Source organism: Bradyrhizobium sp. CCBAU 53415, assembly GCF_028128735.1.
Classification (GTDB): domain Bacteria; phylum Pseudomonadota; class Alphaproteobacteria; order Rhizobiales; family Xanthobacteraceae; genus Bradyrhizobium.
Genome location: NZ_LBJF01000026.1, coordinates 398,525 through 421,493 on the forward strand (window position 1 = coordinate 398,525; position 22,969 = coordinate 421,493).

The following is a 22,969-nucleotide window of genomic DNA, read 5'->3' on the forward strand; positions in this document are numbered from 1 at the left end:
GCCAGAAGCGCGGCCGCCAGCTTACTTCCTCTCGATCGGCGGCGCGATCTTCTCGGCTGGCGCCGCCGGCAGCGCCGGCTTCGTGGCCGCGCCCTGAGTCTGCGATTCGGGGCGCGCGGGCTCCGGCGCCGGCGTGGTCGGCCGGTCGCCGCCGGGCTTCGCCTCCGCCGGCGTCTTGCCCTGGTCGTCGGACGGCGTGCCCTGGAGCGGCTGCGTCGCCTGCGCCAGTTCCGACCGGCCCTGCGCGCGGATTTGCGCCAGCGACAGGCCCGACACCACCACGCCTGCCGCGAACAGCGACCCGGCGATCATCAGATCGAGCTTCAGTCTGCGCTTGTCATCTTGGCCGGGCATATCGATCACCGCCTTTGTCCGCGGAATCAACGAAACCGAGGCGCGCCGGTTCCGGACCGAAGACGCGGGAACCCATCCCTTGCGCGCCAAAACGGCGCGCTCACTCGGTCGTGCTGACTTCCCACGTGGCGTGGCGCACGCCCGGCAGATGCTGAAGGTCGGTCGCCAGCGTGTTCAGTTCGTTCGGATCGACAGCGGTCGCCACCAGCTTTGCGGCAATCTCCAGAATGTCGTCACCGATTTCGACCACATCGATATCGGCCACCGAATATTTCGCAGTCTCGAGCTTCTCGACCAGCCGGTCGCGCATATCCGGAAGAGCGTCGGCCGCAACCGCCAGCTTGAAATAATAGGTCGCCTCCAGTGCCTTCTCGTTCAGGGGAATGCGGTTGATGGCATTGACCAGCGGGCGCAGCATGGTGTTGCCGGCGATGACGAACACAGTCAGCGCGGCGGCCTGCGCGATCATGTCGGCCCCGGCACAGGAGCCAACCGCAGCCGAGGCCCACAGCGTCGCGGCGGTGTTGAGCCCGCGCACGTCCATGCCCTGCTTCATGATGACGCCGGCCCCCAGGAAGCCGATGCCAGACACGACGTAGGCGATCACACGCACCGCACCGTCCGCGTCTGCCAAATTCATGGCGAGATCGACGAAGGCGGCGGCACCGACCGCGACCAGCACGTTGGTGCGCAGGCCCGCAGTGCGCTGACGGTATTGCCGCTCGGCGCCGATCAGCGTGCCCAGCACGAAGGCCGTGGTCAGGCTGACCAGCGTGTCGGCGAAATCCGCAAGCTGGAAGGTCGTCAGAAACCGCATGGCTCCCTATACGGCCGGAACCATGACAGATTAAAGCTCCAGCAGACCGCCGTCCCCATTTTCATCGGCAAAGGCCAGCAGCGTGCCCTTGGCGTTCCAGCCGAGCGCGGCCACGGCCGGAGTGCCGTTACGGCGCACCAGGATCTCCGCGCCGTCCTCCAGCCGCACCATCAGCACAGTGCCGTCGCTGTAACCGGCGGCGAGGATGTCGTTCTTCGGATGGCAGGCGACGACCGACACGCGGGCCTGGAGCGGCGCCAGCATCGCGGGCTCCTTGCCCATCGGACCGTCCTTGCTGCCGAACGGCCAGATGATGACGGTGTCGGCGCCTGAGGTGGCGAGGCCCTTGCCGCCCGCGCTCCAGGACATCGAGCGGACACGGCCGGGATAGCCGGTCATGCGCATGTGCCTGTTGTCGGCCAGCCGCCAGCCATGCAGCGCCGGCTCGTGCATCGCGGTGACCAGAAACTTGTTGTCCGGGCTGAAGCTGACGCCATGATGCGAACCGGCCCAGGGCAGGAATTCGGCCGATCCCGCCATGTTCGGAAACCACAGCGTCACGCCGTTGTAATGCGCGATCGCGAGCCGCAGGCCCTTCGGCGCGAACGCAAGTCCACCGACGGTCGAGGGCGCCTCGATCGACTTCTCCTCGGCCTTGCCGCTCTTGACGGTGGCCGTCTTGCCGGCCGACCAGGCGAAGGCGCCGTCGGCGTGCAGCGCCACCGCATCGATCCAGCGCCGCTTCGGGTCGGTGGCGAGCAGCGTCACCTCGCCCTTGGCATCGAGCGACACGACCTTGCCGTCGTCGCCGCCCGTCACGAGGCGCTTGCCGTCGGAAGCGGCGGAAAGAATGCCGCCGCCATGCACGGCGACGGTGGCGGTCTCGCCCTTGCCATCGACAAACGCGACGTTTTCCTCGCCACCGACGAAAGCAGCGCGGGAGCCAAGGAAATGCACCGAGGTCACGGCCATGCCGAGCGCAACAGGCTTGACGCGGTCGGTGACGGAGACGATCGAGGCGGAATCGGGAGGCGGCGTAAACTCTTTCATCACGAGACGATGCAGCTCTCGAAACCCTTGCGGATCGCCTCTTCCGGCAATTCGCGGCCGATGAACACGAGACGACTCTCGCGCGGCTCACCCTCCTTCCACTTCCGCTGGTGATTGCCCTCCAGCATCATGTGGACGCCCTGGAAGACGTAGCGGTCGTCGTCATCGTGGAAGGCGAGGATGCCCTTGGAGCGCAGGATCTTGCCGCCCTCGACCTGCACCAGATTCTGGAGCCAGGGCATGAACACGTTCGGATCGAGCGGCTTGTCGGACTTGAGCGAGAGCGACTGCATCTCCTCGTCGTGATAGTGCTTCAGGCCGTGGCCGTGATCATGGTGATGATGGTCGTGGCCGTGATGGTGGTGATGATCATGGTCGTGGTCATGATCGTCGGCCTCCAGGAAATCCGGCTCGATGTCGAGGATGCGGTCGAGATCGAACGCGCCGCGATCGAGCACGTCGGTCAGCGCCACCGAACAGCGCTCAGTGCGGTGGAGTTTCGCATAGGGGTTGATGCCGCGGATCCGGGCCTCGACCTCGGCGAGTTCGCCCTTGTTGACGAGATCGGTCTTGTTCAGAACGATGACGTCGGCGAAGGCGATCTGGTTCTTGGCCTCGGGTGCATCCTTCAAACGGTCGGACAGCCACTTTGCGTCGGCCACCGTGACCACCGCATCGAGGCGTGCGTTCTTCTGCACGTCCTCGTCGACGAAGAAGGTCTGCGCGACGGGCGCCGGATCGGCGAGGCCGGTGGTCTCGACGATGATGGCGTCGAACTTGCCCTTGCGCTTCATCAGGCCGTCCATGATGCGGACGAGGTCGCCGCGCACGGTGCAGCAGATGCAGCCATTGTTCATCTCGAAGACTTCCTCATCGGCGCCGATGATGAGGTCGTTGTCGATGCCGATCTCGCCGAATTCGTTGACGATGACGGCGTACTTCTTGCCGTGGTTTTCGGACAGGATGCGGTTCAGGAGCGTGGTTTTGCCGGCACCGAGATAGCCGGTCAGGACAGTCACGGGAATCTTTTGGGAGGTCGCTTCAGACATAACAACTCCGAACTTTAAGGCTTATTCGCGCGACGCGAGGCGGGGTGGCCCCTGCCCTATTGGTCAAGCGCGCTGGTCAGGGCCTTTATATTGTGCCTGACCATGTCAATGTAAGTGGGTGCAGTCCCCTTTTCGCCGGTCAAACTGTCCGAAATCAGGGTGCCGCCGACCCTTGCCCCGGTCTCGGCCGCGATCCGCCGGATCAGCCGGTCGTCGCTGATATTTTCCAGGAATACGGCCGGGATCTTCTGGGCCTTGATCTGGCCGATGATGGCCGCAATGTCGCGCGCGCTGGGTTCGGTTTCCGTGGAGACGCCCAGGGGAGCGATGAAGCGGATACCGTATTCGGCTGCGAAATAGCCGAAGGCGTCGTGGGTGGAGATCACCTTGCGCCGCTCCGGCGGGATTTTCGCCACGGCGTCGCGGACCTCGCGGTCCAGCGTTTCGAGCTTTTCCAGATAGGCCTCGGCTTGGGTGCGGAAGTAGTCCGCCTCACTCGGGACGGCGCCGGCCAACGCTTTGGCAATGTCGGTCACGTAGATCTTGGCGTTGGGGATGGACTGCCAGGCGTGGGGATCGGCCCCTGAGCCGAGTTTCAACGTCGCAATGCCGGCGCTTGCCGTGATCACCTGCGCCTTGCTGCCCGCGGACTGCACGAGGCGCGGCAGCCAGCCCTCGAGCCCGAGCCCGTTGACGATGACGAGCTTTGCATCGGCGATCCGCTTCGCATCGGCCGGCGCCGGCGTATAGACGTGGACGTCGCTGTCGGGGCCGACCAGCGTCGTCAGATTGACGCGGTCACCGCCAACGTTGCGGACGAAATCGCCGAGAATCGAGAAGCTTGCGACGACGTTGAGCCGTTCCGCGGCATGCAGCGGCGGGGCGATCAGCAACAGCGCACAAAGAAGGATGAGCCGCATCGTCACGCTTCCAGATGCCGGCCGGGAAACAATTGCCGGACGATACCGCCGATGCGGCCGAACAGGACGGAGACGATGTAGAGCACCGTCGCCACGAGAATGATCGCGGGACCTGACGGCACACGGGTCTGGAACGACAGCACGAGGCCTGCATAGCCCGAGACCGCAGCAGCAACGACGGCGATGCAGATCATCGCGGTGAGATCGCGCGACCAGAACCGGGCAATGCCCGCGGGCAGGATCATGAGGCCGACCGCAAGCAGCGTGCCGAGCGCCTGAAAGCCGTTGACGAGGTTGATCACGACGAGCGCGAGGAAGGCGAGATGCGCAGGGCCCCCGGCGCGGCTCACCGTGCGCAGGAACAGCGGATCGACGCTCTCGATCACCAGCGGACGGTAGATCACCGCGAGCACCAGTAGCGTGATTGTGGCGTTGAAGGCCACCACCAGCAACGTCTGGTCGTCCATCGCGAGGATATTGCCGAACAGCACGTGCAGCAGGTCGATATTGGTGCCCTTGATCGAGACGATGGTGACGCCGAGCGCCAGCGAGGCCAGATAGAAGGTCGCCAGCGAAGCATCCTCCTTCAGCCCGGTCGACCGAGCGACCACACCAGCGAGGATCGCGACGGCAAAGCCGGCGATCAGGCCGCCCGCCGTCATCGCGAACAGATTGAGGCCCGACAGCAGGAATCCGACGGCCGCACCGGGCAGGATCGCGTGCGCCATGGCATCGCCGACGAGGCTCATCCGCCGCAGCATCAGGAATACGCCGATCGGCGCGCCCGCCAGCGCCAGCGCGATCACGGCGGCGAGCGCCCGCCGCATGAACTCGAATTCGGTGAACGGGCCGATCAGTGCGTCATGGATCATCGGATATCAGGCCGCCCGCGAGCCGATGTCATCGGCCGCGCAGGCCGCGGCGGTGTCGTCGAAGGCCTCGCACATCCGCATCGCAACGATCAGATTTTCCGGCGTAAGCACCTCCGCCGTGGGCCCCCACGCCACCGGACCGCGCGCCAGCACCAGCGTCTCGCTGAAATGGTTGCGCACCATCTCCATGTCGTGCAGCGCGGCGAGCACGGTGCGGCCCTCGGCGTGCCAGCGCTTCACCAGCGCGAGCAGATCGGCCGTGGTCTTGCTGTCGATGGCGTTGAAGGGCTCGTCGAGCACGATCAGGCTAGCGTCCTGAAGCAGCACACGCGCGAACAGTACGCGCTGCATCTGACCGCCCGAGAGCGTGCCGATCGGGCGGTTCTCGAATCCATTGAGGCCAACGGAGGCGATCGCACGGAGTATCCTTTCGCGAGCGGCCTTGCCGATGCCGCCGAACAGGCCGGCACCGCGCCACAGCCCGGTGCCGACGAAGTCGAACACCGAGATCGGAAAGCTGCGGTCGATCTCCGCGCTCTGCGGCAGATAGGCGATGTCTCTGCTGTCGAGCCCGCCGAGATGGATGCTGCCGTCGAGCGGCTTCAGGATGCCGACGATGCCGCGCAGCAGCGTCGACTTGCCGGCGCCGTTCGGGCCGATCACAGCGACCAGCGCCCCTCGCGTGATCTCGCCGTTGAGATGATGCACGGCCGGATGCCGGTCATAGCCCAGCGTGACGTTGTGGAAATGCAGCGCCGCCATGGTCACCTCATCGCCAGGAAGACGATTCCCCAGAGCACGGCGCAGACGGCGAGCGCGGCCGCGAGACGGCCCGCCATGGTCATGCGCAAAATCGACCAGGGCGCCGCCTGGGCCGGATGCGGCGAGGCCGCATCGTGGACATGGGCGTGGGTGTGGTCGTGCCCATGCGAATGCCCGTGGCCATGGGAGTGGCCGTGGGCATGGTCGTGCTGAGGGGCGTGGGTCGCGGTGGGAACCATCCCGAAACGTTATATTATAACATTACGCATGTCCACGCCGGGTAACGTCATCCCGAGGCGATACGCAGCATCGAACTGCGGTGCACAGTTGCGCACCTGAGAATCTCCAGATTCCGGGTTCGGCTTCGCCGCCCCGGAATAACGGTCCCCCGCCTTACGGCTTCCCGATCACCATCGCGATGGCGGCCGCCACGAACGGAAACGGCACCGAAACGGCGCAGCGGAACCAGACGAAACGGGCCGGCATGAACGGGATCTCCCACAAGATCACCCGCTGGAAGGCGAACAGTGCCCAGGCAACGACATAGGCCACCACCTGAGGCACGCCCCCGCCGGACTTGAGCGCCACGGTGCCAATGGAGAAGCCGATCACGGGTCCTCCGGGCGTGGCGGCGCCGGCGATCACGGCGCTGGCAACCCCGAGCCAGCCGCTGTCCGGGCCGAGCCAGCCAGTGATCACCTCCTGCGGGATGATCGCGGCGATGTAGCCGGAGCCGATCACGCCGAGCGCAATCCGAGGCACGATGTTGATGAAGTCCATCGAACCTTCGCGCAGGGATGCCTTGAACACGGGAGGGCCGCGACGGAACGCGATCAGGCCGACGCCGAGTACCGAGCTCCATAACAGGATGTCGATGAGAAGTGCGGCGCTCAATTCTCGTCGTCCCTCGCGAACGGCTTCGGATAGAGCCTGACATAAACGAAGCGGCCGAGGGCGCCTGCGAGCACCGGCAGCGGCAGCGAGATCACGATCCGCCACAACGTGAAATCGGTGCCCATGATCGGGATTTCCCAGGCGACCGCCCGGCCGTAGCCGATCAGGGTCCAGCTCACGACCATGGCGATGGTGGCGCCGAAATCGGCGCCAACCGCGAGCAGCGCGCTCGCCACCGGATAGGCGGTGAAGGGACCGCCGGGAAGGATCGCACCGAAGGCAGTGCCGATCAGAAGGCCCATCAGGCCGGATTTCGGCCCGAGCGAGCGCGAGACCCTTTCGTGCGGCAGGATCTCGGAGATGAAGGCCCCGAGCAGGCAGCCGGCCAGCACACGCGGCAGGATGCCGCCGAACAACGAGAGATCGTGGGTGAGAATGGCGAGAACGCCGTCGGCGCCGTCACGCCGCCAGACCAGACCTGCGCTCACCGCCACCAGGACCGCAATGATGATGGTCGACCAGCCGATCGGCTTGCGCACGCGCCCCGGCCGCGGCTCGGACTCCGCGTCCTCGGCAGGCGCCGGGTCTTTCGGGGAAGGTTCTGACAACGGGTGTGGAGCGGCTCGAGGGGGTGCTTGATCTGATTAAGGGCGCCGCCCGGGCGATGCAAACGGAACGATGACAGGCCGATACGCGCGCCGCGCAGGGCAATTCCGCACAGCAAAAAAGGCGGCCGCTGATGCGACCGCCTTTTTTACGTCCGTCATTCCGGGGCAGCGCAGCCGATCCCGGAAACTCGAGATCCCGGGATCGATGTTGCGCATCGCCCCGGGATGACGGAGCAAGCCTCAGGCCTTCTCGAACAGGGACTCGACGTATTCCCAGTTCACGAGGTTCTCGACGAACGCCTTGAGATAGTCGGGGCGGCGGTTGCGATAGTCGATGTAGTAGGAGTGCTCCCAGACGTCGCAGCCGAGGATCGGGGTGGCGCCGTGCACCAGCGGATTCTCGCCGTTCGGGGTCTTGGAGATCTCGAGCTTGCCGTTCTTGACTTGGAGCCAGCACCAGCCGGAGCCGAACTGGCCGACGCCGGCCGCCTGGAAGTCGGTCTTGAACTTCTCGAAACCGCCGAGGTCCTCGTTGATCTTCTTCTCGAGCTTGCCCGGCAGCTTGGTGCCGCCGCCATTGGGCTTCATCCAGCTCCAGAAGTGGATGTGGTTGTAATGCTGGCCGGCATTGTTGAACACCGCGGGGTTCTTGCCGAACGAGCCCTTGACGATCTCTTCAAGGGACTTGCCTTCCCATTCGGTCCCCTTGAGCGCGTTGTTGCCGTTGGTGACGTAGGCCTGATGATGCTTGTCGTGGTGATATTCCAGCGTCTCCTTCGACATGTACTGGCCGAGGGCGTCATAGGCGTAAGGGAGTGGGGGCAGCGTAAAGGTCATGGGTTCTTGTCCGCAACTGGTGGGGAACGAGTTCTAACGGTTACCCCTTATAGAAGGTTCCGCCGCCGTTAAATACCTCAGAATCTCGAAAACCCGTGATGGGGACGCTTGGCACGATTGCATAAAGTCGTCGCAGCACGCGGACAACCGCGCGGTCATGGTAGGTTGATGCAAAATATCGTTGCCTTTGAGGTGCTTATGGCAGAACGAATTCCCTGCGCACCGACGTTGCGAAAGGCAAGGCAATGAGCATCGAAATCGACATTTTGAACGGCGACGCTTCGTGGCCGATTGCGGAGCCGCTGCATCAGGCGGTCTGGGGACCGCATATGGTCGCGAACAAGCCTTGGGCTCACATCAAATGGGAAAACGCCCATCTTCGTGTGCTGCTCGAAACGCCCGAGGACGGCCTCGTCTGCCATGTCGGCATCTACTTCCGGACCGTCAGCTGGAACGGACAGAAGGTCCACATTGGCGGTATCGGCGGCGTCTGCACGCGTGAGGACCGGCGCGGCCGCGGCTACGCGACGATCGCGATCGACGCGGCGGTGCATACCATGCGCGCCAACGAGGCGGTCCGCTTCGGGCTGCTGTTCTGCGAGCCGCACAATTTCGCGTTTTACGAGGCCCGCAAATGGCAGCCCTTCAGGGGCGAGGTCTATTGCGAGCAGCCGCAGGGGCGGATCCGCTTCGACTCCATGACGCCGTACGTCTTCGACATCGTCCGCGCGCCGACGCTGGGCACGATCGACCTATGCGGCCTGCCCTGGTGAGCCCTGCGTGAGCAAGGGCTGCGCCGGCCCGTCTCACGCCCTATGATATGTCGGTCATCATTCAATATTCCGTCCGGTGAACATGACGATCGACGCCCCTGCAGACGCCGTCCCGCCGGTCGCGCCGGTCGCGTCCCCCATCACCAGCCTCCTGACGGCGCCAATCCTGCCGACATTGCTGCGGCTCGCGGTCCCCAACATGATCGCGATGGTCGGCAGCACGCTGGTTGCGGTGGCCGAGACCTCCTATATCGGCCGGCTCGGCACCATCCCGCTCGCCGCGATCGCGCTGGTGTTCCCGTTCGCGATGCTGACGCAGATGATGAGCGCGGGCGCGATGGGCGGCGGCGTCTCCTCCGCAATCAGCCGCGCGCTCGGTGCGGGGAATCGCGACCGCGCCGCGACGCTGGCGCTGCATGCCGCCATCATCGGACTCTGCGGCGGGCTGTTCTTCACGGGGATGATGCTCGTCTTCGGTCGGTCGTTCTTCGCACTGCTCGGCGGCCGCGAGCGCGTGCTGGAAGAAGCCAGCGGCTATTCGCAGGTGCTGTTCTCCGGCGCAGTCGCGATCTGGCTCGTCAACACGCTGGCCTCGGTGATCCGCGGCACCGGCGACATGCGCCTGCCCTCGATGACGCTGATCGGAGCGAGCGTGCTCCAGATCACGCTCGGCGGCACGCTTGGGCTCGGCCTGTTCGGAGCGCCGCAATTCGGCATGCCGGGCGTCGCGAGCGGCCAGCTGATCGCGTTCAGCTGCGCGGCGATCTTCTTCCTCTGGTATCTGTTGTCCGGGCGCAGCCGGCTGCCGCTCGATTTCCGCGCGTTTCATTTCGAGCGCGCGATGTTCCTGGACATCCTCAAAGTCGGCGCGGTGGCCTGTTTGTCGCCGCTCCAGACCGTGCTCACCATCCTGATCTTCACAAAAATTCTCGCGACCTTCGGCACCGAGATGCTGGCAGGCTACGGCATCGGATCGCGGCTGGAATTTCTGCTGATCCCGATCACCTTCGCCTTCGGCATCGCCTCGGTGCCGATGGTCGGCATGGCGATCGGCGCCGGACATGTGAAGCGCGCGCGGCGTGTGGCCTGGACTGCGGCTGCAGCCTCCGGACTCACGGTCGGCCTGATCGGCCTCACTGTTGAGCTCGCTCCGTCGCTGTGGGTCGGGCTCTTCACGCGGGATCCCGGCGTCACCGCCGCCGCGCACAGCTATTTCCACTGGGCAGGTCCGGCCTTCGTGTTCTTCGGCATGGGCGTGTCGTTATACTTCTCGTCGCAGGGCGCGGCGCGTGTCGGCGGACCCGTGCTCGCCTCCACGGCGCGGCTCCTGATCGTCGCGATCGGCGGCGTCGCACTCATGACCGCGCAAGCTCCGGCCTGGACCCTGTTCGCGCTGGTTGGCGGCGCCATGGTCGTGTTCGGTCTGTCGACCGCGGCCTCGGTCGCCTTCGTGCGATGGGGCAAATGATCGCAGGCGAATATTCAAGCAGGTTAACGCAGGAATGTGATTCCAGCCAGCGTTGCACTATCCTGCCGGGCTGCTATGGAGGCGCTCCATTTTCAGGGCCTTCTCCATGACTTCCAGATTCGCAACTCTCGTCGTCCTCCTCGCCGCACTGCTCGGCGCATCTGCCGCTCGTGCGCAGGAGGCCGACGGGACCTGGCTGACCCAGGCGGGTGATGCACGCGTCAAGATCAGCAAATGCGGCGGCGGCATCTGCGGTCATATCGTCTGGCTGCGGGAGCCCTATGACACCTCGACCGGCCAGCCAGCCACCGACAGCAAGAATCCCAATCCCGCACTCGCCAGGCGTCCGATGATCGGCTTGCCATTGTTCAGCGGCATGGAGCCCGCGGGACCGAACAAATGGGCGGGCCAGATCTACAATGCCGACGACGGCAGCACCTATGCCAGCAACATCAGCCTGACTGGCGCGGACTCGCTGCGGGTCGAAGGCTGCGTCGGCGCGCTCTGCGGCGGCGAAACCTGGACACGCGCGGGACGCTAAGATCGACCAACTCTCGTGCCCCGGATGCAGCGCATCACAAAGTGATGCGCTGCAGAGCCGTGGCCCATCGCAATGTGGGTCCCGGCTCTGCGCAGCGTCACCATAGCGCGTCGAAGACGCGCGTGAACGCGCTTTCGGTGCCGCAGCGCGTCCGGGACACGAAAATCTTTCACGCGGCCATCGCCTTCAACGCCGTCGCCGCCGAGGCATAGCCGCCCTGCGCGCCGTCGATAAAGTGCACGTGGTCGCTGCGCAGTAGCGACGGCGTGAAGCAGGTCATCATGGCGGCGTCCTGCCGGTGGAGGCCGTAGCGCACGATGCCCTCGCGCGCGGCCGCCTCAAGACGATCGCTGAGGGCGCGTTCGAGATCCGGCGTGCAGTCGAGGATCATGCGCAATCCATCGTCGTATTTCCTGAAGTCCGAGTTCTCCACCACCTGACGCCTGTAGACGTTTGGCGCGAAGCGGCCGACATTGATGTCGAAGCGCATGATCAGATAAGCGAACAAGGTGTAGGCCAGGACGGCGGCGCGGCGCGCAAGCAGCGGACCGCCGCGCCTGGTGCGGGCTTCGAATTCCAGCCCCTGCGGCGGCCATTTCAGCGGCGGCCCCTGCGGCGGCACCGGGCGGCTGCCCTCCGGGCTGCGCTCGACGAGATGGATGATGTCCTCGATCACCTTGCGGAAGGCGTGCGGATCGCCGCCGCGCGCGGGCATCGCCAGCACCGACAGGATCAATCCACGGGAGGCTGGAATCACCTCGAAGCGGCAGGACAGGCCGGAGAGATCCGGCTGCGTGCCGGCGGGCGCCTCCGTGACCGCAAACTCGCCGCGCTTCATCGCAGCGTCGGCCCAGGCGAGTCCGCCACCCGAGAACATCGCATAGGACAGGTTTGCCGACGGCCCAAAGCGGGCGACGCGCACGTCAAGGCCCTGAGCGCGAATGACGCTGACCGGCACCAGGGCGACGCGCATGGTCAGATCGAGATATTCCCGCACCCAGGTCGCGGTCGCGGCCAGCGCCTCGCGGGCAAGTTCGACATCGTCCGGCGCCACCGCGAAGCTTGCGCCGTCGCCGCCGAACACGAAGGGGAATTCACGTCCCGCCAACGCGTTCGTCACCGATGCGATCACGGCGGCACCGGCCATGTTGACCGCCTTGTAGCGCTGCGCCGCGATCGCCTTGGTCGAATCGACGATGTCGGCAACACCGATGCTCCAGTCGTCCGGCAGCGGCGAATAGAGCGTGGGATCCATCAGGCTGGTGAAGCCTCGGAAGACGGGAATGCCGCCATAGAAGGATGGGCCTGAGGTCATCGGGGACGCCGGATGGTTGGAATGCGAAATAAATACGTGGCAGGATCGATCCGGGTTCGCTGGCCGGCGCCCTCGTTCAATCATTGGCCGAAACGGCCCCGGACGACAAGATGCGGCCGCGTTGCAATGCCGCGGCGGGTCATTGATCGGCATCAAACGACCGCCGCGGAAGAGCGGCTATCGTCGGTTAGCTCCAAGGGTTGCATGGGATGATCGAGGTGCCCGACTTCGGCAGCAGGGACTCCACTTCTCCGGTCCGCCGGCGCACGGGCATCGACCCGATCAGCGCGGTGAAGATGCCCGAAAGACTGACGGCAGCCGTCGATGCCTGGGCTGAAGCTCATCACATGACCCGCGCGGATGCGATCTGCAAGCTGATCGAGCTCGGCCTCGACATCGCGCCCCCGGCCCTCACATCGGTGCACCCGATCACATCGGACGCCACCAGGAGCGAAGAGATCGCAGTCCACGAGATCGAGACGCTGCTCGATCCCGCATTGCCGGTGGACGAACGTGAGCGCCGCATCCGCCGCCTCACCGAAGGGCCGCCGGAATTTTCGCACGAACGCATCGACCTGCCGAAGGACTTGCCGAAACAGCGGACGTGAGCGGCTAGTGCAGCTTCTCGTCTTGACGCTTGCGCAAGGTATCGAGAGAGGCATCATGGCAGCCGATCAGGCGGACGAATTGCTGCGGGTACATTTCATGCCCGTGACTGCCGGAATTCTGGTGCGTCATTGGCGTGCAGCGGACATCATCCGGGTTCGCACGGGAGTGCTTCGTGTGACCCTGATTTGAAGCCGTCATGCTTGGCGCGGTCATGGACTGCTCCCTGTCGATTAGGGATTAGGGCAGATCGATTGACGTAACCCAATCGTGGGACATCTTACGACCAAATCCGGCTGAATGTCATTGTGCCGGATCAACGGGACCATGACGGCAGAGTTCCGCTTATGCCGTATTCCCCGCGTCGACAGTGAACACCGTCCCGGTGACGTTGCGGCCGCCTTCCCCCAGCAGATATTCCACCATGCGCGCGACGTCGTCCGTCTCCGGCAGGCGACGCAGCGCGCTGCGGCCGGCGATGCGCTTGCGTCCCTCGTCGGAAAGATTGTGCGTAAGCTCGGTGTCGATGAAGCCCGGTGCGATCGCGTTCACGGTGATGCCGAGCCTGCCGACCTCGCGCGCAAGAGAGCGGGTGAAGCCGGTGGCGGCCGCCTTGGTTGCGCCGTAGACCGACAGGCCGTTGTAGCCCGTGGTCGCGATGATCGAGGAGATGTTGATGATGCGGCCGGCGCCATCGGCCATCATCTGCCGCGCCACATATTTGGTGAGGATGATCGGCGACAGCACGTTGAGCTGCACCAGCGCCGCGATCTCGGAATTGTGCATGGTGGCGAGCAGGCCTTCGGTGCCGAGGCCGGCATTGTTGACGAGGCCGTAGATCGGTCCGAATTCGTCGCGCACGAGTTTTGCGAAGGCCGGGATCGCATCGATCACGGCGAGATCGCAGGCGCGGAAATGCAGGCGCCCCCCGGATTCGGCAATCGCCGCCTCGAGTTCATCGCTCTCGCGCCGCGCCGCCGCGATCACGTTGAAGCCACCGCCGACGAGGCGCTTCGCGATCGCGAGGCCGATACCGCGGCTGCCGCCGGTCACCAGAACGTTACGCATCGGTGCGCGCCAGCTTGCCGGCCGGGGTGACGTCGAGCGTCTCGACGAAGCGGATCACTGCCGGCACCTTGTGGGATGCGAGCTGGGCGCGGCACTGATCCAGGATCTGGTCGCGAATCTCTTTCGCGCGCGCCGGATCGGTGCCCTCAGTGAGGATCGCGTCGGCGACGACGATGCCGCCGGTGATCGGGCTGCGGCGCGACTTGGCTCGCGACATCCGCACGTCGGGATGGCGGTTGATCACTGCCTCGATCTCCTCGGGGTGAACCTTCAGCCCGCCGATATTGATGATACCGCCGCGACGGCCGACAAAATAGTAGCGGTCACCGCGCAGCTCGACGATGTCGCCGCTGTCGACAAAGCCGTCGGCGTCGGTGAGCGCCGCCGCGCTGCGGCCGACATAGGCATGGGCCGTGCGCGCCGAGCGGATCCGCAACGAGCCGTCGACGACCTTCATCTCGACGCCGTTGCGATTGCCGAGATAGTCGGCCGGAAAGCCCTCCAGCCCGTCATTCACGGCGAAGCCGACGCCGGCTTCGGTCGAGGCATAGGCATGACCGACGGAAGCATTCGGGAAGGCCGCCTTCAGGCCGTCGAGCACGGCCTGGTCGGCGATCTCGCCGGAGAGACGGACGTAAGCCGGGGCGAATTGCGCGGCCGAGCCGCTCATCAGGAGCTTGCGCCAATGCGAAGGCGTGCCGGAAATATGCGAGACGCCGCGCGCGTTCAGCCGCGCGACGTGATCAGCGAGCGCCTCGTGGGGATCGGACAGCACCATCGAGCCGCCGGAGAGGATGGCGCGGAGGAAGATTTGCAGGCCACCGTAGCGGCGAATGTCGTAAAACGTCGCCCAGACCGGCGCCTGACCGCGCGTTGGACCTTCGGCAACGATCGCTCCGGTCAGCGCCTCCAGCGTATGGCCGACAATCTTTGGCACGCCCGAGGTGCCCGAAGTCAGCATCAGCCATTCTGTGGCGCGTTCGCTTGTGGCGGGCGCAGTCATTTGAGGCGGCAATTGCGCGGTGACGACCAGCGGCACGCCGGTGCCGGCCCAGCGACCCGGCTCGTCCGTCACGACGGTATCGATGCCGGCATCCGCGATCAGCGCGTCGAGATGCGCCGGATTGAGATCAGGCGGACACAGCAGCATCCGACGGGCGATGCCGTCGAGCTCGATCATGGCAAGGCCCGACCGGAGCTGGTCGGACAGCTTGAGCAGCACGGCGCGGCCCGACAGCTCGTGCAGGCGGCCGCCCAGAACCGTGTGCCGCAGGACGTCGGTCAGCGACACGACATCCTGCGCATCGGAGATCGTGCGGCCCTTCAGCTCCGCGCCGAGATGGTCGCGAAGCGCAAAGACCTCACGCGGGGACATTTTCGTAGGCCCGCACGAAATCACCCACCGTGGCCGGGAACGCGGCATCCTCGGAAATGGTGAAAGGATCGACGCCGGTCTCGTCCTCGAGGCGCGCCACGAGAATGGCGAAGGCGAGCGAGTCGAAGCCCGTCTCGTGCAGGGACAGATCGTCCGACAGTGCGGGAAGCGTGACGTGCTGCTCTCTGGCGATCTGCTGGATCGCTTCAATGACCTTTGACCTTACCGACATGGCTGGCTCGCTTTTCGTTATCGTTCATGTTGCGGCGGCTCTTGATGACCGCCTCCCCGTGGCCGTCTGCTTACCCGACAGAGGTAAATGGCTTCTTGGACAATTCAGATAAAATTGGACGCATCTCGCGGATTTTTGTGCCGCTACAGCCGGATCGTACCCTCGACGATCTCGACAAATGTACTGGAATCGAGCGCGACATAGGCACCTGACTTCGGCTCGAGCATGAACAGCGGATCGGAGATCGCGCCCGGATCAAATCCCTCGCGCCCGAGTTCGCTCTTTTTCTGCTTGAAGGTTTCGGTAGCATCGAGCTCGCGCGCGATGCGGATGAAGACCGGGCGGGCATAGGCCGGCAGGCGCTGCACGAGATGAGCGGGCAGAGCGGTGATGTCAAACCCCTCGTTCACCACGATCGCGCTCATGCCGGCGCGGCCGTCGGTACCGGGAATGCTGACGCCGTAGGTGGTGGCGTCGACCACGCCGGTGAAATCGCGCACGGCGTCGTTGACCTCCGAGGTCGCGACATTCTCGCCCTTCCAGCGGAAGGTGTCGCCGATACGGTCGACGAAATGGAAAAAGCCCTTGTCGTCGATCCGCATCAGATCGCCGGTGCGGAACCAGGCATCACCTTTGGCGAAGACGTCGCGCAAAATCTTCTTCTCGGTTTCACCGGCATCGGTGTAGCCCTCGAAGCGACCGCCGCCTTCGTTCGCGGTGCCGATACGGCCGATGGCTTCGCCGGGCTCGCCGCGGCCGCAAGCGATGCAGAAGCCCTCGTCGTTGCGCAGCGGCATGCCGCTGTCGGGGTCGAGCTTCACGAGGCCGGCAGGAAAACGGTGCGCGAGCAGCGGCGGGACGCGGCCGATCGCGCCCGGTTGCCCCTCGACATTGAACAGCGAGAAATTGCCTTCCGTCGCCGCGTAGAATTCGAGGATGCGCGGAATGGCGAAGCGCGCCTGGAAGTCCTCCCAGATGTCGCCACGCAGGCCGTTGCCGCAGGCGAGCCGCAGGCGGTGCCGGCTTTCGTATTCCGACGGCGCCGCCTTCAGCAGGTAGCGGCAGAGTTCGCCAATGTATTGGAACAGCGTGCAGTCATGCCGAACGATGTCGGACCAGAAATGCGAGGCCGAAAACCTTTCCGCAATCACCACCGAGCCGCCGGCAGCCAGCATGCTGCACGGCGCGACGATGCCGCCGACCGAATGAAATAGCGGCAAGCAGTCGTAGAGCCGGTCCTGGGGCGTCGCGCCGGCGAGGCCGGCGAACCAGAAGCCCCAATTGAGGATGCGGCGGTGGCTGATGCTCGCCGCTTTCGGCAGACCGGTGGTACCTGAGGTGTAGATCAGCAGCGCCCGGTCGTCGATGGTAACGTCGCCACGTTCCTCCGGCGAGAGCGGGCTGTCGTCGAGGACGGCAAGAGCGACGTCGATCGCGCGTTCGCTGCGGGAATCGCCGTGAGTCCATACCTTGGGCTGCGTCTTCAGATGCGGCGTTGCGCTGTCCAGCATCTCCGTCAGCTCATGCGCGACGATGATGTGAGTGGGCCTTGCAACGTCGATGCAATGCGCGAGCGACTGTCCCACCAGCCTGGTATTGAGCAGCGCCACCACGCCGCCGACCCGACTGATGCCGAGCCAGGCCGCGACGTAGTCGATGCGGTTCGGCATGATGAGGGCCACGGTATCGCCCTTGGCTACGCCGACCGAGCGGGCCCAGCGCGCGTAGCGATTGGTGCGCTTCGACAGGCCTTCATAGTCGACACTCGTGTCAGCCGTGACCAGCGCGACGCGGCCGGGCTCGCGTTGCGCCCAATCGTCGATGACGTTCGCGAACAGACGTCCCGGCAACGCCTCGATCCGCGCAGTGAGCTCGATCGCCTTCAGCCAGATCTTCGAAGCCGACGGCGCGCGCATGGCTTTCGGCTGCTCGATGACGCCGGTGGTCATATTGTTCACTCTTTCGGGCCGCCTGCTGGTTTCCCGCAGCTTAGCTCGCACGCCCTGCCCAGGTGTTAAGAGACAAGGTAAAACCCGGTTAGTGCGCGATTAACTCTAGTGATCCTTTACCAAGCCGCAGATCGATGCCGCCCTGCCGGACGCCGAGATCAGAGCCCGCATCGCCGAACTCGGCGCGATCCCGCTGCACGGCAACACCCATGAGTTCGGCAGCATGCCGACGGCGGAACCGATCGTGGCGCAAGTTGATCGACCTGTCGGCCATGAGGAAGGAGTAGCGGAGGCGCACGCCGCGCTAGGCGACCTTCGCCAAACAGGATATTCTCTGCTCTACCTTGCGTTGTTCTGACTACGACAGGTAGGCAACCCGTGGCACTCGACCCCTCGCAGATTCCCGTCAACGCAACACCATTCGGGCAACCGCTCACCAACTTTGCCAACCGGCTGAAGGGCGGACAGGTCAAGGTGGTTGCGATCGGCTCGTCGACGACGGCGGGCGAAGGGGGTATCGCGCCCTATCCGCAACGGCTGCTGGCGGACCTCCGGATACAATTCCCGAAAGCCACGATCGATGTCGTCAACCGGGGCGTCGGAGGCGAGGAGGCTCCCCAAGAACTCAAGCGATTCAAGCATGATGTCTTCGCCCAGCATCCGGATCTCGTGATCTGGCAGGTCGGCACGAATGCGGTTTGGCAGTCGAATCCGCCGTCCTTCAAGGACACCACGAAGGCCATCTCCGCCGGCGTCGATCAGTTGCTGGCCACCGGACGGATCGACGTGATCCTGATGGATCTGCAATATGTGCCGGCGCTGCTGACACCGGCCAAGCTCGAAAAGGCGAATGCCATGGTGGCGGCGATCAGCGAGATCGCACATGCGAAAGGCGTCAACGTCTTCCGTCGTTTCGAGTTGATGCAGGGTTGGCACGATATCGCGAAGATCCCGTTCGACCGGATGGTCGACCCCGGCGATGATGCCAGGCTGCACGCAAGCGACTGGACGACGGACAAGATGACCTGGCAATTGACCGCCGCAATCAACGAGGCGGTCAACAAGGCGCAGCGATCCCGAGGCACACACGGCAACTCAGCCCGCACGCTCCACCGGATTGGCGGCCGGCGATCCCCCCGACGCTAACCGCTTCGCCTGTGGCGCCGGTGCGGCGGTGCGTTGACCGGATAATACGGATTGAGATCGCAGGTCGCGGCACGGCCCGACGCGGTGGCGCGGCACTGCGGCAGCGAGGTGAAGGAGCAGTCGTACCAATCCCCGCCACCGCCATTCGCACCGGAATAGACGTGCATGCAGACGGGATAGCTGGGATCGAAGGTTTGCCCATGCGACGGCGCCGAGGCGAGCAAGACACCGACGGCCATGGTCAGGCCGAGCGAACGGCGCGACGCGAATATCCGAGGAGACCACATCGCGGACCGCTAGTGCTGTTTCTTGTGGCGCCGGCGCGGCTGCGACGGCGGTTGGTCGAAGGCGTAATAGGGGTTGAGGTCGCAGCTCGCCGAGCGGCCCGACGCGGTCGCGCGGCACTGTGGCAGCGAGGTGAAGGAGCAGTCGTAATAGTCACCGCCGCCACCGCCGAAGCCGCCGGGCGTATAGACATGCATGCACACCGGATAGCGCGGATCATAGGTCTGGGCGCTGGCATCTGCCGCCACGAACAGCGCGGCAATCGCGGTGAGGGTCAAGATCGGCAAGCGCATGGACGCATCCTCGAGTCAATGGCCGCCGGCGGATCGGGGGCCGGCGGCTCCATATGGCACAACACCGCGGCGGACGCGACTATTCCTGGAGATAGATGACGGCAAGGTGAGCACGGTGGGCTGCGGCGCTACGCGCCGAGCCCCTGCAGCACGAGCCGATTCAGCCTCGCCGCGAACGCCGCCGGATCTTCCGGCAATTCGCCGTCCAGGATCTGCGCCTGCTCGAGCAGCAGCAGGCTGAGATCGTCGACGGTCTTGGAGCCCGCTTGCGCCTTGGTGACCGCGGTGACCAGCGGATGGCGCAAATTTATCTCGAGGATCGGCTTGGTCTTCATGCCGCGGTTCTGCTGCGACAAGATGCGCTCGAGCTCGCGGCTGGGGCCCTGGCTGTCGGCGACGAGGCAGGAGGCCGAGCTGGTGAGGCGCGTCGAGGCCTTGACGTCGCTGACACGCTCGCCGAGCGCGGCCTTGATCACAGCGATGGTCGCGGCTTCATCCGCGGCCGGCTCGTCCTTCTTTGCCTCGTCCGCCTCGTCGACGCGCGGAATCAGGTCGAGATTGAGATCGCCCTGGCTCAGCGACTTCAGCGGCTTGCCTTCGAACTCCGACGGCATCGAGGTCCAGAAGGCATCGACGGGATCGGACAGCAGCAGCACCTCGATGCCGCGCGCAGTCGCCGCCTCGAGCCGCGGATTGGACTTCAGCCGTTCGATGCTGTCGCCGACCAGATAATAGATCTCGGTCTGGTTCGGCTTGAAATCGGCGATCACCTGCTTCAGCGACCGCTTCTCGCCCGACGTGGTGGTGAAGCGCGACAGCGCGAGCAGCTTTTCGCGCCGCTCGAAATCCTCGTAGATGCCTTCCTTCAGCACCGCGCCGAAGGCGTCCCAGATCTTGGCGAAATTCTCCGGATCCTTGTCGGCAAGGCTTTCGAGCTCGGATACGACCCGGGTCGCCACGGCTTTGCGGATCTGCGCAAGCTGCGGATTGTTCTGGAGCATCTCGCGCGAGAGGTTGAGCGGGAGATCCTCGCTGTCGACGACGCCACGGATGAAGCGCAGATAGCCCGGCAACAGATCGGCATCATCGGTGATGAAGACGCGCCGGACGTAGAGCTTCACCCGCCCCTTGCGGTTCGGCTCGAACAGGTCGAACGGCTTGGTCGAGGGCGCGAACAGCAGCACTGCATAGGAGTAGCGGCCCTCGGCGCGGTAGTGCAGTGTCATCGCGGGATCGTCGAAGGCGGAGGCGATCTGCTGATAGGCTTTCTTGTAATCCTCTGCCGTCAGCTCGGATTTCGCGCGCTGCCAAAGCGCGCTGGCCGAATTGATCTGGCGTGGCTCGCCCTCTTCGGGCACGAGCTCGATGGGGAACAGGATGTTGTCGGAATAGGCCGTGACGATGCGCTCGATCTCGTAGGGCTCGAGATATTTCTTGGCGTCGTCCTTCAGATGCAGGACGATCTCGGTGCCGCGCGTCACGCGCGCCGCTTCCTCCCCGCTGGCCCGGGCGATCTCGAAGCCGGAGCCCCCGGAGGAGGTCCAGGTCCAGACATCGCTCTCGCCGGCGCGGCGGCTGATGACCACGATCTTCTCGGCGACCATGAAGGCGGAATAGAAGCCGACGCCGAACTGGCCGATCAGGCCGAGACCGTCCTTGGCCTCCTTCAGCTTGGACACGAACGCCTTGGTACCGGATCGGGCGATGGTGCCGAGATGGTCGATCAGCTCCTGCCGCTCCATGCCGATGCCGTTGTCGGCGACCGTGAGGGTCGAGGCCTGCTTGTTCGGAATGATGCGGATCTTGAGCGCGTCGCCCTCGCCCAGCAGAGAGGGGCTGGCGATCGCCTCGTAGCGCAGCTTGTCGCAGGCATCGGAGGCATTGGAGATCAGTTCGCGGAGAAAGATGTCGGTTTCCGAATAGACGGAGTGCACCATCAAGTGCAGCAGTTCGGAAACTTCGGCCTGGAAAGGCTGCGTATGCACAGCCGTATCTGACGTCGTCATGCGCTTACCCGGTCAAAACAAAGGGAAGGAACCCGGATATAGCGCGAGGCAGCGGCGGATCAAGAGGATGTGAAGCATCCGTCCGGAGAGCCACCGCCGCAAAAAGGCGCGGATCAGGTCACGCAGCGGCCGGGCTGGAGCAGCCTTGCGACCTCGGTCAGGGAGCTGACCATCGGCTCGCAGGCGATCGTCGGCTTGCTGCGAACCTTCTTCTGGTTCTGGAGCAGCAGTCGCGGTTTGGCGTTGCCGGTCTCAACCACCGCGGGAACCCGCAGCAGCACTGACGTATCGGCGAGGTCGTTCAGCCGCATCGACACCGTGCGGGTGGGGACCGGCGCCGGCCTGATTTCGGCGAGCCGGTCCGCCTTGGCGGCGCGATTGACGTTGTGGCCCGGCTTGTCAGCCTTGTCGGCGACCGCTTGCCAGCGGTCGGCCAGATCGTGCCCGGAGGCCAATTGCACGGCACCGAGCGTCGCGACAATCGCGACGGCACTCAAAAATACCCTCTGAACCTGTGACATGGCTGCCGATCCCTCGCCCCATGGCGATCGCGGGAACAACGCCGCCAGAGGATCGGGGGTTCTCAGCCGTTACGATCACTTAACCGTGTGCGAAAAATGCCGCAGACCCGCAAAATATTTCGTGCCTGTTGGAACGACTTTCGCAGGCAGGAGTCGTCTCAGCAGCCGGCTATTCCCCCCTGCCCCATAAGCCGGCGACGTAGGGCGCGACTGTGGTGATGCCGGTCGCGCCTTACTTTTGTCCGCACAGACCCCCCCCCCACGAGATTCCATTGAAAGCCGCGGAGCGCGCTCGGCGGGAAGCCGGCATCGCGCTCATTCGTTGCGCCGTCGCGACGTCGGGAATTTCCTGACTGCCCGGGGAGTCAACCCGACTGGTCCCGAAGTCATTTGAACTCCAGCTTTACTGAGCACCGCTGCCATCCCGGGAGACTGGATATGACAATGTTCGTGCGATCGACAATCGGCAGCAGCCCATCTACCGGCCGAAGTGACGGCCCCGGCGTTTTGTTGCCAGGACCGGGAGGCCCCCGGCCCGCGCGCAAGATCCCGGCGCGTGCCGGGAAATCATGGCGTCGGACGGCTATCTTCCAAACCATTCTCGACCGGGTTTGGGAAGCGGTTCTGGCGAGCTACGTGTCATCCCGCACATCGGAGGCACGAGAATGATCGGAATTGTCGTCGCCTGCATGATGTTCTTCAGCGTCAGCATTCTTGTGGCGCACCTGATCGACGCCATCAACGATCCGGCCGAGGATTCCTCTTAGGCGTCACCGCCTCGTATCGCTACGTGGCGGCACGCGATCAAGTACGAGGAGCACGGCAAGCCGACGTCGGACCAACCGAGGTACCGCTCACGAACTTCTTGCGGTGGGGCGAAACTGCATCCTGGCCGGATCCGCGATCAAGAGGCAGGTCCTTCCCAGAAAGAAGTAGCCTGCCGCGCAAAGCGTGTTCGGTCGCCTCATTCCGCAATATGCTGAGTGGATCGACGGCGCAAAGTCGGTCAGACGACCGCTTTCAATCGTGCACGCAGCTTCAGCCGCTCCGCGGCCCGCGCGACAGCCGGATCATAAATTATGAACTCGATCATATTCAGGAGCTCACGCTGCTCGAACCTGCATGTCGGGCCGGCAGCTCCGGCCGACGCAATGAGGCGCTTGGTCTCCTCGAGTGCCTCCAGAAGAATTTCCGTATCAGACTGCAATTTGCTCTTTCCAACGATCAT

General features: G+C 64.7%; 28 protein-coding genes. 5 read left to right on the forward strand and 23 right to left on the reverse strand.

The features are described from left to right. Positions 1-21: 21 nt before the first annotated feature. The 11 genes from XH87_RS25935 to XH87_RS25985 all read right to left on the reverse strand — a co-directional run bounded on the left by XH87_RS25935 (position 22) and on the right by XH87_RS25985 (position 8,163). Complete coding sequence (locus XH87_RS25935; protein WP_271589426.1) at positions 22-354, reverse strand: hypothetical protein; 333 nt, start codon at positions 352-354, stop codon at positions 22-24. A 100-nt stretch (positions 355-454) separates the two neighbouring features. Next, positions 455-1,171, reverse strand: a complete 717-nt coding sequence (locus XH87_RS25940; protein WP_271589427.1) for an MgtC/SapB family protein — start codon at positions 1,169-1,171, stop codon at positions 455-457. 30 nt (positions 1,172-1,201) lie between these two features. After that, on the reverse strand, positions 1,202-2,221 hold the full coding sequence (locus XH87_RS25945) for a WD40 repeat domain-containing protein (protein WP_271589753.1): 1,020 nt from the start codon (positions 2,219-2,221) through the stop codon (positions 1,202-1,204). Further along, positions 2,221-3,270 (reverse strand): CobW family GTP-binding protein, encoded by a 1,050-nt coding sequence (locus tag XH87_RS25950; RefSeq protein ID WP_271589428.1) that lies wholly within the window; start codon positions 3,268-3,270, stop codon positions 2,221-2,223. Before XH87_RS25950 ends, XH87_RS25945 begins: the two co-directional genes overlap by 1 nt. 56 nt (positions 3,271-3,326) lie before the next feature. Then, a complete protein-coding gene (locus tag XH87_RS25955) occupies positions 3,327-4,190 on the reverse strand; it encodes a metal ABC transporter substrate-binding protein (protein ID WP_271589429.1) in 864 nt (287 codons plus the stop codon). Between the two features lie 2 nt (positions 4,191-4,192). Continuing rightward, complete coding sequence (locus XH87_RS25960) at positions 4,193-5,062, reverse strand: metal ABC transporter permease (RefSeq protein ID WP_271589430.1); 870 nt, start codon at positions 5,060-5,062, stop codon at positions 4,193-4,195. 6 nt (positions 5,063-5,068) lie between these two features. Continuing rightward, the gene (locus XH87_RS25965) at positions 5,069-5,824 is read right to left on the reverse strand and encodes a metal ABC transporter ATP-binding protein (protein WP_035707065.1); all 756 of its coding nucleotides are present in this window, start codon (positions 5,822-5,824) and stop codon (positions 5,069-5,071) included. Positions 5,825-5,826: 2 nt separating this feature from the next. Beyond that, positions 5,827-6,063: a hypothetical protein gene (locus tag XH87_RS25970; protein ID WP_271589431.1), complete on the reverse strand. Its 237-nt coding sequence runs from the start codon at positions 6,061-6,063 to the stop codon at positions 5,827-5,829. 154 nt (positions 6,064-6,217) lie between these two features. Next, positions 6,218-6,718, reverse strand: coding sequence for a hypothetical protein (locus XH87_RS25975; protein ID WP_035707069.1), 501 nt, complete (start codon positions 6,716-6,718; stop codon positions 6,218-6,220). Further along, complete coding sequence (locus XH87_RS25980) at positions 6,715-7,326, reverse strand: permease (RefSeq protein ID WP_035707071.1); 612 nt, start codon at positions 7,324-7,326, stop codon at positions 6,715-6,717. The genes XH87_RS25975 and XH87_RS25980 overlap by 4 nt, the downstream gene beginning before the upstream one ends. Before the next feature lie 240 nt (positions 7,327-7,566). After that, a complete protein-coding gene (locus XH87_RS25985; protein ID WP_027573470.1) occupies positions 7,567-8,163 on the reverse strand; it encodes a superoxide dismutase in 597 nt (198 codons plus the stop codon). Between the two features lie 245 nt (positions 8,164-8,408). Here XH87_RS25985 and XH87_RS25990 point away from each other — a divergent pair, with 245 nt between their 5' ends. The 3 genes from XH87_RS25990 to XH87_RS26000 all read left to right on the forward strand — a co-directional run bounded on the left by XH87_RS25990 (position 8,409) and on the right by XH87_RS26000 (position 10,945). Further along, positions 8,409-8,936: a GNAT family N-acetyltransferase gene (locus XH87_RS25990; protein WP_035707073.1), complete on the forward strand. Its 528-nt coding sequence runs from the start codon at positions 8,409-8,411 to the stop codon at positions 8,934-8,936. A gap of 82 nt (positions 8,937-9,018) precedes the next feature. Then, positions 9,019-10,404, forward strand: coding sequence for an MATE family efflux transporter (locus XH87_RS25995; protein WP_271589432.1), 1,386 nt, complete (start codon positions 9,019-9,021; stop codon positions 10,402-10,404). Between the two features lie 106 nt (positions 10,405-10,510). Then, on the forward strand, positions 10,511-10,945 hold the full coding sequence (locus tag XH87_RS26000) for a DUF2147 domain-containing protein (RefSeq protein WP_271589433.1): 435 nt from the start codon (positions 10,511-10,513) through the stop codon (positions 10,943-10,945). Positions 10,946-11,114: 169 nt separating this feature from the next. Here XH87_RS26000 and XH87_RS26005 read toward each other — a convergent pair whose 3' ends face one another. Beyond that, entirely contained in the window at positions 11,115-12,260 is a 1,146-nt protein-coding gene (locus tag XH87_RS26005; protein ID WP_271589434.1) for a DUF3095 domain-containing protein, read from the reverse strand. A gap of 209 nt (positions 12,261-12,469) precedes the next feature. Between XH87_RS26005 and XH87_RS26010 the strand changes: the two genes are divergently transcribed. Next, entirely contained in the window at positions 12,470-12,868 is a 399-nt protein-coding gene (locus tag XH87_RS26010; protein ID WP_271589435.1) for a hypothetical protein, read from the forward strand. Between the two features lie 4 nt (positions 12,869-12,872). Here XH87_RS26010 and XH87_RS26015 read toward each other — a convergent pair whose 3' ends face one another. The 6 genes from XH87_RS26015 to XH87_RS26040 all read right to left on the reverse strand — a co-directional run bounded on the left by XH87_RS26015 (position 12,873) and on the right by XH87_RS26040 (position 17,764). Then, positions 12,873-13,082, reverse strand: a complete 210-nt coding sequence (locus tag XH87_RS26015; RefSeq protein ID WP_271589436.1) for a hypothetical protein — start codon at positions 13,080-13,082, stop codon at positions 12,873-12,875. Positions 13,083-13,211: 129 nt separating this feature from the next. Continuing rightward, on the reverse strand, positions 13,212-13,934 hold the full coding sequence (locus XH87_RS26020; protein WP_271589437.1) for an SDR family NAD(P)-dependent oxidoreductase: 723 nt from the start codon (positions 13,932-13,934) through the stop codon (positions 13,212-13,214). Then, entirely contained in the window at positions 13,927-15,309 is a 1,383-nt protein-coding gene (locus tag XH87_RS26025; protein ID WP_271589438.1) for a class I adenylate-forming enzyme family protein, read from the reverse strand. Before XH87_RS26025 ends, XH87_RS26020 begins: the two co-directional genes overlap by 8 nt. Then, on the reverse strand, positions 15,296-15,541 hold the full coding sequence (locus XH87_RS26030; protein ID WP_008135396.1) for an acyl carrier protein: 246 nt from the start codon (positions 15,539-15,541) through the stop codon (positions 15,296-15,298). The genes XH87_RS26025 and XH87_RS26030 overlap by 14 nt, the downstream gene beginning before the upstream one ends. A gap of 143 nt (positions 15,542-15,684) precedes the next feature. Then, positions 15,685-17,499: a long-chain-acyl-CoA synthetase gene (locus XH87_RS26035; protein ID WP_271589439.1), complete on the reverse strand. Its 1,815-nt coding sequence runs from the start codon at positions 17,497-17,499 to the stop codon at positions 15,685-15,687. A 79-nt stretch (positions 17,500-17,578) separates the two neighbouring features. Then, complete coding sequence (locus XH87_RS26040; protein WP_271589440.1) at positions 17,579-17,764, reverse strand: hypothetical protein; 186 nt, start codon at positions 17,762-17,764, stop codon at positions 17,579-17,581. A gap of 104 nt (positions 17,765-17,868) precedes the next feature. Here XH87_RS26040 and XH87_RS26045 point away from each other — a divergent pair, with 104 nt between their 5' ends. Next, positions 17,869-18,636 (forward strand): SGNH/GDSL hydrolase family protein, encoded by a 768-nt coding sequence (locus tag XH87_RS26045; protein WP_271589441.1) that lies wholly within the window; start codon positions 17,869-17,871, stop codon positions 18,634-18,636. On the opposite strand, the gene XH87_RS26050 is transcribed toward XH87_RS26045, so the two are convergent. From XH87_RS26050 to XH87_RS26070, 5 genes are all read right to left on the reverse strand, one after another. Next, the gene (locus tag XH87_RS26050) at positions 18,633-18,875 is read right to left on the reverse strand and encodes a DUF3551 domain-containing protein (RefSeq protein ID WP_271589442.1); all 243 of its coding nucleotides are present in this window, start codon (positions 18,873-18,875) and stop codon (positions 18,633-18,635) included. The genes XH87_RS26045 and XH87_RS26050 overlap by 4 nt on opposite strands. Positions 18,876-18,932: 57 nt before the next feature. Then, entirely contained in the window at positions 18,933-19,214 is a 282-nt protein-coding gene (locus tag XH87_RS26055; RefSeq protein ID WP_271523076.1) for a DUF3551 domain-containing protein, read from the reverse strand. Positions 19,215-19,342: 128 nt separating this feature from the next. Further along, positions 19,343-21,220: a molecular chaperone HtpG gene (htpG, locus tag XH87_RS26060; protein ID WP_271589443.1), complete on the reverse strand. Its 1,878-nt coding sequence runs from the start codon at positions 21,218-21,220 to the stop codon at positions 19,343-19,345. Between the two features lie 113 nt (positions 21,221-21,333). Further along, entirely contained in the window at positions 21,334-21,741 is a 408-nt protein-coding gene (locus XH87_RS26065; RefSeq protein ID WP_271589444.1) for a hypothetical protein, read from the reverse strand. 1,006 nt (positions 21,742-22,747) lie between these two features. Continuing rightward, positions 22,748-22,969 carry a hypothetical protein gene (locus XH87_RS26070; protein WP_271589445.1) on the reverse strand — a complete coding sequence of 74 codons (222 nt, stop codon included), beginning with the start codon at positions 22,967-22,969 and terminating at the stop codon, positions 22,748-22,750.

Excerpts from the sequence above, each read along its gene's own strand:
- XH87_RS25935 (WP_271589426.1), bottom strand. The coding sequence starts at position 354 with ATGCCCGGCCAAGATGACAAGCGCAGACTGAAGCTCGATCTGATGATC.
- XH87_RS25940 (WP_271589427.1), bottom strand. The coding sequence starts at position 1,171 with ATGCGGTTTCTGACGACCTTCCAGCTTGCGGATTTCGCCGACACGCTG.
- XH87_RS25945 (WP_271589753.1), bottom strand. The coding sequence starts at position 2,221 with ATGAAAGAGTTTACGCCGCCTCCCGATTCCGCCTCGATCGTCTCCGTC.
- XH87_RS25950 (WP_271589428.1), bottom strand. The coding sequence starts at position 3,270 with ATGTCTGAAGCGACCTCCCAAAAGATTCCCGTGACTGTCCTGACCGGC.
- XH87_RS25955 (WP_271589429.1), bottom strand. The coding sequence starts at position 4,190 with ATGCGGCTCATCCTTCTTTGTGCGCTGTTGCTGATCGCCCCGCCGCTG.
- XH87_RS25960 (WP_271589430.1), bottom strand. The coding sequence starts at position 5,062 with ATGATCCATGACGCACTGATCGGCCCGTTCACCGAATTCGAGTTCATG.
- XH87_RS25965 (WP_035707065.1), bottom strand. The coding sequence starts at position 5,824 with ATGGCGGCGCTGCATTTCCACAACGTCACGCTGGGCTATGACCGGCAT.
- XH87_RS25970 (WP_271589431.1), bottom strand. The coding sequence starts at position 6,063 with ATGGTTCCCACCGCGACCCACGCCCCTCAGCACGACCATGCCCACGGC.
- XH87_RS25985 (WP_027573470.1), bottom strand. The coding sequence starts at position 8,163 with ATGACCTTTACGCTGCCCCCACTCCCTTACGCCTATGACGCCCTCGGC.
- XH87_RS25990 (WP_035707073.1), top strand. The coding sequence starts at position 8,409 with ATGAGCATCGAAATCGACATTTTGAACGGCGACGCTTCGTGGCCGATT.
- XH87_RS25995 (WP_271589432.1), top strand. The coding sequence starts at position 9,019 with ATGACGATCGACGCCCCTGCAGACGCCGTCCCGCCGGTCGCGCCGGTC.
- XH87_RS26000 (WP_271589433.1), top strand. The coding sequence starts at position 10,511 with ATGACTTCCAGATTCGCAACTCTCGTCGTCCTCCTCGCCGCACTGCTC.
- XH87_RS26005 (WP_271589434.1), bottom strand. The coding sequence starts at position 12,260 with ATGACCTCAGGCCCATCCTTCTATGGCGGCATTCCCGTCTTCCGAGGC.
- XH87_RS26010 (WP_271589435.1), top strand. The coding sequence starts at position 12,470 with ATGATCGAGGTGCCCGACTTCGGCAGCAGGGACTCCACTTCTCCGGTC.
- XH87_RS26015 (WP_271589436.1), bottom strand. The coding sequence starts at position 13,082 with ATGACCGCGCCAAGCATGACGGCTTCAAATCAGGGTCACACGAAGCAC.
- XH87_RS26020 (WP_271589437.1), bottom strand. The coding sequence starts at position 13,934 with ATGCGTAACGTTCTGGTGACCGGCGGCAGCCGCGGTATCGGCCTCGCG.
- XH87_RS26025 (WP_271589438.1), bottom strand. The coding sequence starts at position 15,309 with ATGTCCCCGCGTGAGGTCTTTGCGCTTCGCGACCATCTCGGCGCGGAG.
- XH87_RS26030 (WP_008135396.1), bottom strand. The coding sequence starts at position 15,541 with ATGTCGGTAAGGTCAAAGGTCATTGAAGCGATCCAGCAGATCGCCAGA.
- XH87_RS26040 (WP_271589440.1), bottom strand. The coding sequence starts at position 17,764 with ATGGCCGACAGGTCGATCAACTTGCGCCACGATCGGTTCCGCCGTCGG.
- XH87_RS26050 (WP_271589442.1), bottom strand. The coding sequence starts at position 18,875 with ATGGCCGTCGGTGTCTTGCTCGCCTCGGCGCCGTCGCATGGGCAAACC.
- XH87_RS26055 (WP_271523076.1), bottom strand. The coding sequence starts at position 19,214 with ATGCGCTTGCCGATCTTGACCCTCACCGCGATTGCCGCGCTGTTCGTG.
- htpG (WP_271589443.1), bottom strand. The coding sequence starts at position 21,220 with ATGACGACGTCAGATACGGCTGTGCATACGCAGCCTTTCCAGGCCGAA.
- XH87_RS26065 (WP_271589444.1), bottom strand. The coding sequence starts at position 21,741 with ATGTCACAGGTTCAGAGGGTATTTTTGAGTGCCGTCGCGATTGTCGCG.
- XH87_RS26070 (WP_271589445.1), bottom strand. The coding sequence starts at position 22,969 with ATGATCGTTGGAAAGAGCAAATTGCAGTCTGATACGGAAATTCTTCTG.